The sequence below is a fragment of the Bacillus sp. 105MF genome, from assembly GCF_000374885.1.
GTDB classification, from domain to species: Bacteria; Bacillota; Bacilli; order Bacillales; family Bacillaceae_G; genus Bacillus_A; species Bacillus_A pseudomycoides.
In genome coordinates this window covers 1-6,854 of record NZ_KB895642.1, presented here as the reverse complement: position 1 = coordinate 6,854, position 6,854 = coordinate 1, and the positions used below count along the sequence as shown (strand labels likewise).

Sequence of the window (6,854 nt, the reverse complement as noted above, 5' to 3'; positions counted from 1 at the left end):
AGTAATTGGATTGAAATACAATATACTTGGGGGTACAACCACATCACTATCAAGCTAAGACTGCATTAGGAAATTTTTAGGGGAGTTTTTTTGCTTTTTATAGGGGATCAGTGTAGATTATTTAAAAATTCGCATACGAAATAAACCCTAATTAATATAGGTATTACTACCATAATGGGTATTGTATGAAAAAAATATTTTATGAAAGCAAGTGGAGAAAAATGAATAATAAATTAATTCAACGTAAATGGGCATTAGTTGTAGCAATTTTGTTTACAATATCATCTATTATGCATCTAGCAGGAGGAGATATTAAGGTTGATCCTTATGGAATGGGAGAGTTATTGGCAGATTTTTTAATCCCCATATTATTTTATGTTTTGGCATTTAAAAAGAAGAAAGAAAAACAACTTCAAGATAATCTGAACTAGTAATTTATAGTCGCTAGTTTTTTTGGGGGAAGAATCATGTTTTTATTCTGTTGAAACTTTTTTATTAGACGGTCGTTTAGAAATCGATAACAATAAAAGTGAATGTTCTATTAAACTATTTGTGAGCGGGAGAAAAAAATGGTTATTTTCAAATACACCGAGAGGTGTTAGAGGAAGTGCCATCATGTATAAAGTGGTTGAAGCCGTAAAAGAGAACAATTTAAGTTCCTATCATTATCTTCTATATTTATTTATTTGAAACGCTCCTAAATATCGATTTAAACAATAAGGCCTCACCATATCAAAAAAAGAAAATTGTACATTACGACACAATTTGGACACAATTTAAGGTGTTTGGTGTACGCTAAGACGATTTATCAGCTAAATATGCTTACTTTTAAACTTTGCATAATGTTCCCCCTCAATCTTTCAATGAATATATTATTATCATTATATTGCATTTATAGATTTAAGAGATATAATTTGTATTTATATAGAATTCTTAATTAGGTTATATCAAGGTGTTTATAATGATATACAAATGTAAACTAATAATAAAAAGTTTACTTTCAAAATAATGAAAAAGAGCCCTATTAATTTAGGACTCTTTTTCGTTTTATGTAAGGGGTACCGCTAATATCCGGAAAATTTTGTACGCTAAGCTTATTTTTAAAACGATACCCCATAAAAAAGAACTTTACTTAAGATAAGATTCTTTTTTTTTTTATCTATTAACTTTTTTCATTTTACTTACAAAAATACTAATGATACCGATAGCTATCAATGAATAACCAATTGGTAGTAAATAAAATGGTTCTACAAGAGTACCATCCGCTGCGACTTTAGATCCGATCGTATTAAAGCTAACTAAACATCCGACTCCTAAGATAAATGGTATTAAAGATAAAATATATTTTTTCATTTTAGACCTCCGTCTTTAAGTTTATTTAACATATAATAATTGCTGTATAGTCAGTATTATAATCCCCTTGTATTAGTTGGTACTATTCAAATATATGACAAAAAGCTTACAAATTCGTAAGGTATGGACAGGGAATTCTAAGCGTACGAAATGTTGGTGCTATCCTTAAAAGATGACTTATTTAATGTCATCTTTTGGCTTTTTTTTAGTGAAATCGAAAGTAAACTTTTATTCAAAAGTTTACTTTCGATTTTAAAGATTTAATTCTCATATTTTACATTATTTTCTAATTTATTTGTGCTATATTTATTAGAAAAGGGGATGAATTAATGCTTAAATTTATACAAGAAAAGTTAGCATTAATAGGTACTCTTTGTTTGTTTATTATTACTATTGTAAATTACACAATAAATAACGAGACAGTAACTGGCATAGTTAGTATTTCATTATTTATTCTTGTATTAATCTTATATATTATTTCTAGAAATACTAAAGTATCTTAAGGTGGATAAAGTGTGAGGTTCTTTTGTTAGAGGCATACGGCAACGATTCGGCCATTGACCCGCCACATCTGTAAAAAATAGAATTTTTGTATCTTTTTTACTTTTCCAAACCTGAAATACTCTATTTAAATTGTTTTTTAACGATATATATTTTAAATTCATCCCAGTAGAGTGTACTTGATTGGGATGTTAGGCTTTTTGACGATTCTCCTAAGGTAAAAGCGTCCCATATGACTTATCCCAAAAGTTTAATTGGAAAAAATTTCAGATGTGGCGGGTTATTCTTTGAATCGTTTTCGTACCCCTAAACGTACAATCTTCTTAAAATGACAACGTGAAACCAAACATTGTATACAATAACACTAAGGGTTTTTCAAAATAGCTACGTGGAATATAAGCATTCGAGGAGGGAAAAAGTTGAGATTTTTCACGATATTTGCATCAAGGAACGATACAAATGATATAGAAGGTTTCATTACTCAAGTTTTCCAAAATGGATTCAAGGTTGTGCGCAATAAAAATGAATATACTATTCAATCGAAGAGACTATTTGGCAAAAATAAAATTATTATCCGGGTGTATTCTGAAGAATCATATCCTGATTATTTTTCCAATAATATTCCTGGAATGATGCATATGTACGATCAAATTGCATTTCAAGAAGAACGCCTTAAGACGATGGTTTTGACACAGATTTCTGTAATTAATACCATAATTGCTATAGAGACGGAGAAGGATTATAGTGATGACTACGTGGAACTGTTCCTTAAGTTACTCAATCAGGTAAACGGTATTGGTTTTATCCCTGATCGTACTCTCATCGGGAAGGATGGACAAGTAATCGTATTTCCAGATGGATCCTCTGGTCCTTCAGAATTTACTCCTCACGCATGTACGAAGATAATAATGGGCAAGGATAGTACTTCTACCGATGGGGAAGAAAGAAGACAGAAATCGATAAACAACCTGCAAGATAAGGGGATTCCATATATCGAAGGGTTGCCTCAATTGCCTCCTTTGACAAGTATTCAGTTGAGAAGTCGAGAAGAGATTACGAAGAGAGCAGTAGCTTTGCTGATTGTCATACAATATGCTTGTGATGTTGCCCAAGAAGGAGATTTGAAAGCTTCCAAAGAGTTCGTCATGGAGCTGCTGAACAAATTCGGTGTGGTTGAATCATTAACGAAGCAGGAAAGAGATTTCCTAAATTCAGAGCAACCTGACCAGAAAGAAGCCATACAGATTGCATGGCAGTATGAAGCCCAGTGGGTTTTACTTTGGTCAATAGGTCTCGTGAATACACTGAAATTTCCAAAAGAGATCTGTGACTGTCATTACGCAATTACACTTGTTTCTGATTGTGGTTCTTTTAATGAATTTTATCAACAAACAAGGTTGCGAAGTGCAGAAGAGATTTTGGACGAGGCCGACCTCATTTATCGGCTTCATTGGGCTTGTGTACATGATAGAATTAATGAGAGAGAAGCGACTGCTGGTATGCAGGAAAGTATTGTTGTTGAAAGACGAAGGGGCTTGTTTTGGCTAATCAGTTATAGAAATGAAGCTTGGGACTGTATCTCCATGGATACATAATCTATATTCTTAGTTCTGTATAGCTTTTTTATTTCCGATAAAGATTGTTATGTTAATTAGCGTTGGATATAGTATTCAGGGGTAGAATCAGGATTTTGATATTATCCCAGTCATTATAAACAGGAGTGATTTTATTTGTTACCGATACCAGCATATTTAAAAGATTTATAGAAGAAACATATCTAACATGGAAAAATAGAGAAATTTCAGGCGTAATCTTTATGAATCGATTAGGACTAAAGAAAAATACATTTTACAAGGTAATGAAAGAATATGAGAATCAATTAAATATAAGTGGAGATAATAAAGCATTCGATATCAATAAAATTAGTGATAATGTTAGTGAATTTAACATGCTGATTCCTTAACATATACGAGAGCAGTTTAATTGTCACTGGGTACACTGGATTGTATTGGACTTCATGAACTCATCGCGTAATGATTAAGTGAAGAATAGTCAGACATTCTCTCCCCTCTATTACAAAAACTAAATTTGTACCGGAGGTATCACCTCAAGGGCAGTGAAGTAAATTCTGGTTGAAACGATTTACATTTCTTGATAATGCCCTCTACTAAGAGAAGCATAATTAGTATTTATTAGTTTAAGAAATTTTTTGCTCCATAATCCTATAAAGTGTGAAAGGAATTTGTAAAATATGTCCACGTTATTTTTATTTCCATCCGATTATTTTGACATCAGAAAAGTTGACGCTAATTATAAAGATGAATATAACGAAGTAGCAAAATTCCCTGAGTTTGAAACTGCAGTCTATGATTACGAAGAATTCATCACAAATGGCAAACTAAGTATATATCCAAATAACAGCTACAGGGGAACCTGTGTGTATAGAGGATGGATGCTAACACCTTTGCAATATGAAGATCTTTATAAAGAATTATTGGACAAGGGTTTGAAATTAATAAACTCTCCTGTAGAGTACAACGAATGTCACCTGTTTCCAAATGTCTATGATTCAATAAAATCTTACACACCCAAGAGTATCTATTATCAAGACCAGAAAACGATTGATTGGGTTACTATAAATAGATCCTTTAAAAGATTTATGGTCAAAGATTATGTGAAATCAGTTAAGGGCTCAAGTTTTCCAGATTATTTTGAAACACCAGTTGTTGGTCAAAAAATGGATTATTATATACAAAAATTTATTGAACTCCGAGCCAATTTATATACAGGCGGTATCGTAATTAAGGAATTTGTAGATTTAAAAAAATATTTTGGTTTTACAAATGAATATAGAGCGTTTTTCTTAAATGGGGAACTAGTATCTCTTTGCAGAAATTCCAATCAACCTAACACAAGTAAGATCATTCCGAGGGACTTTGTTCAAATTTTCAAATCCCTCAAAAGTAAGTTCTATACTGTTGATTTTGCTGAACTTGATGATGGTAGTTGGGGTGTCATAGAGACAGGGGACGGTCAGGTATCCGGATTATCGTCAAATCAAAATGTATTTAAATATTATGATGAAATTAGAAAAATGTTAGAAAGTGAAAAAATATAGCTAAGTTAGTTTTAGTCTAAAAAGGTTCGATCGAAAAGTACTAATTCATCACTTTTAAATCGACTGAACTATATAGGATTCATCTATTCTCCTAGAATCATTGTTCTGATTAAGATGACACCGGAATCGCTTCTTTAACTATAGACTGACTATAAAAACTCATCGCAGGAGTAATGTTTATAAATCAATTAAGTCTGAGTACGGTTACGAGTTTCTTAATATCAAAAAAAATTGGTTAGAATGTCAGTTAATTTTGGGTAGCACCACATGGGGTACGGAAACGATTCTGGGTATGAGGGGCCACTCTGGGGTTTAATTACAAATAAAAAAAGAACTTTATTCAAGTTCTTTTAATCTACGATACAGAGCGGCCTGACTCACTCCTGTAATTTGGCATATTTCCTGAACAGTTTTTTTGGTATGCTTCCTTAATTCAATCGCATGATTCATACCTGGGTGCTTATCCGTGTATTTCTTCAATCTTCCTCTATACACTCCTTTTTGTTTCGCTAACTTTATTCCCACACGTTGTTTTTCTTTAATCATTTCTCGATCTAGTTCACTAAAGGCAGCCATGACAGTTAAAAAGAATTTTCCTGTTGGAGTTCTAGTATCTATTCCTAAATTTAAAATCGCAAAGTGAACATCCTTTTCCCGAAGTTGTTCTACTAATTGTAATAGCTGAATGGTATTTCGACCCAAACGATTCATTCTAGTTACGACCAAAGTATCCCCAGAACGAAATTTTGTGCTAACTTATAACAAAAAAGCTCATTTTTTCGTTTTGGGATAGTTCTGAATTCTTAAGTTGATGGGCATGTATGGTGACCCCTTGTAGAATAAACATTTTCCATCTGAGAGCTTATGCTCTCTTTTTTTATTTATGTTCGACATAATCTGACAAAAAAGTTGTAACCATATTTGTTATGATAGTTCAGGAATCATACATTTTACATAATTGGAGGAAACGAAATGTATAAGAAGATGGGTACACTCGTTATAACTGGAGCGCTTGCTATAAGTTTAGCGGGATGTAGTGATACAGAAGAAACTGCCAAGAAAGTATCAAATGATACAAAAACAGAACAAACAACTAAAAAGAAAGAAGAGAAAAAAAAATTTAAAGTTGGCGAAACAATTAAACTTGGAAATCACAAATTAACTGTTACAAATGTTGAAAAGTCTCCAGGTGGAGAATTCGATAAACCTAAAGAGGGTCATGAATTTTTAATCGCTAATGTAACTATAGAAAACGGCGGCAAAGAAGAAATACATTATAATGCTCACGATTTCAGTTTACAAAACAGTGAAGGAAATATTGTAGATCCAACGTTAACTATGATTAACCAAGATACTCAATTGAATTTTGGAAAACTTGCACAAAATGGGAAAATAACTGGAACTATTGCTTTCGAATCAAAACAAGGAGATCCTAAGCTTCAATTAATCTTCAAACCAATTTCCTTATCAGAAGAAGAAGTTCGAGTAAATCTTCAATAATAATATCTACAAAAAGAAGAGACACTCGAATTGAGTGTCTTCTTTTAAAATTTCACATACTATATCTAATTAATGGGGTATCACCACATCACTATCAAGCTAACAAAATACCCCATGCCCATCAACTTAAGAAAACAAATCCGTAATACTAGGAGATTCCTTTTCAATGACTATATTGAGAAATACGTGTATAAGACAGTATTTAAATTTAAGTATGATACGATTATAGTAAGGGGGGGAAGCTATATGAACGGTCTACAGGAAAAAACATCTGAATTATTAAAAGAGAAAAAAAAGCCAATCACTGTAGTTTTAAAGAGTGGGGTTAGGATAACCGGGCAGATTCTTGCAATGGACAAATTTACGATTCTTATGATGGTTC

Annotated in this window: 6 protein-coding genes and 3 pseudogenes; 7 read left to right on the top strand and 2 right to left on the bottom strand. The window is 32.2% G+C overall.

Annotation, left to right across the window (positions count from 1 at the left end):
• The first annotated feature begins 221 nt into the window (after positions 1-221).
• On the top strand, positions 222-431 hold the full coding sequence (locus C564_RS0130760) for a hypothetical protein (RefSeq protein ID WP_006097076.1): 210 nt from the start codon (positions 222-224) through the stop codon (positions 429-431).
• 49 nt (positions 432-480) lie between these two features.
• Positions 481-684, top strand: a pseudogene (locus C564_RS35935) (IS66 family transposase); the annotation flags it as partial.
• Between the two features lie 471 nt (positions 685-1,155).
• Here the strand turns inward: C564_RS35935 and C564_RS0130755 are convergent.
• Complete coding sequence (locus C564_RS0130755; RefSeq protein WP_003202972.1) at positions 1,156-1,353, bottom strand: DUF3955 domain-containing protein; 198 nt, start codon at positions 1,351-1,353, stop codon at positions 1,156-1,158.
• Between the two features lie 920 nt (positions 1,354-2,273).
• On the opposite strand from C564_RS0130755, the gene C564_RS0130745 reads away from it, so the two are divergent.
• From C564_RS0130745 to C564_RS0130735, 3 genes and pseudogenes are all read left to right on the top strand, one after another.
• Positions 2,274-3,449: a DUF4272 domain-containing protein gene (locus tag C564_RS0130745; protein ID WP_018768125.1), complete on the top strand. Its 1,176-nt coding sequence runs from the start codon at positions 2,274-2,276 to the stop codon at positions 3,447-3,449.
• 167 nt (positions 3,450-3,616) lie between these two features.
• A pseudogene (locus C564_RS37955) lies at positions 3,617-3,727 on the top strand (recombinase family protein); the annotation flags it as partial.
• Positions 3,728-4,105: 378 nt separating this feature from the next.
• Positions 4,106-4,972 (top strand): ATP-grasp domain-containing protein, encoded by an 867-nt coding sequence (locus C564_RS0130735; protein ID WP_018768124.1) that lies wholly within the window; start codon positions 4,106-4,108, stop codon positions 4,970-4,972.
• A 336-nt stretch (positions 4,973-5,308) separates the two neighbouring features.
• On the opposite strand, the pseudogene C564_RS33095 reads toward C564_RS0130735, so the two are convergent.
• Positions 5,309-5,713: pseudogene (locus C564_RS33095) on the bottom strand (recombinase family protein); the annotation flags it as partial.
• 231 nt (positions 5,714-5,944) lie between these two features.
• Between C564_RS33095 and C564_RS0130725 the strand changes: the two are divergent.
• Positions 5,945-6,472: a DUF4352 domain-containing protein gene (locus C564_RS0130725; protein WP_003209992.1), complete on the top strand. Its 528-nt coding sequence runs from the start codon at positions 5,945-5,947 to the stop codon at positions 6,470-6,472.
• A gap of 246 nt (positions 6,473-6,718) precedes the next feature.
• On the top strand, positions 6,719-6,854 hold a 136-nt coding region (locus tag C564_RS0130715), incomplete at its 3' end, for an RNA chaperone Hfq (RefSeq protein WP_018768087.1).

Bases quoted from the DNA above. Each gene is read 5' to 3' on its own strand.
- C564_RS0130735 (WP_018768124.1), top strand. From the start codon at position 4,106: ATGTCCACGTTATTTTTATTTCCATCCGATTATTTTGACATCAGAAAA.
- C564_RS0130760 (WP_006097076.1), top strand. From the start codon at position 222: ATGAATAATAAATTAATTCAACGTAAATGGGCATTAGTTGTAGCAATT.
- C564_RS0130755 (WP_003202972.1), bottom strand. From the start codon at position 1,353: ATGAAAAAATATATTTTATCTTTAATACCATTTATCTTAGGAGTCGGA.
- C564_RS0130725 (WP_003209992.1), top strand. From the start codon at position 5,945: ATGTATAAGAAGATGGGTACACTCGTTATAACTGGAGCGCTTGCTATA.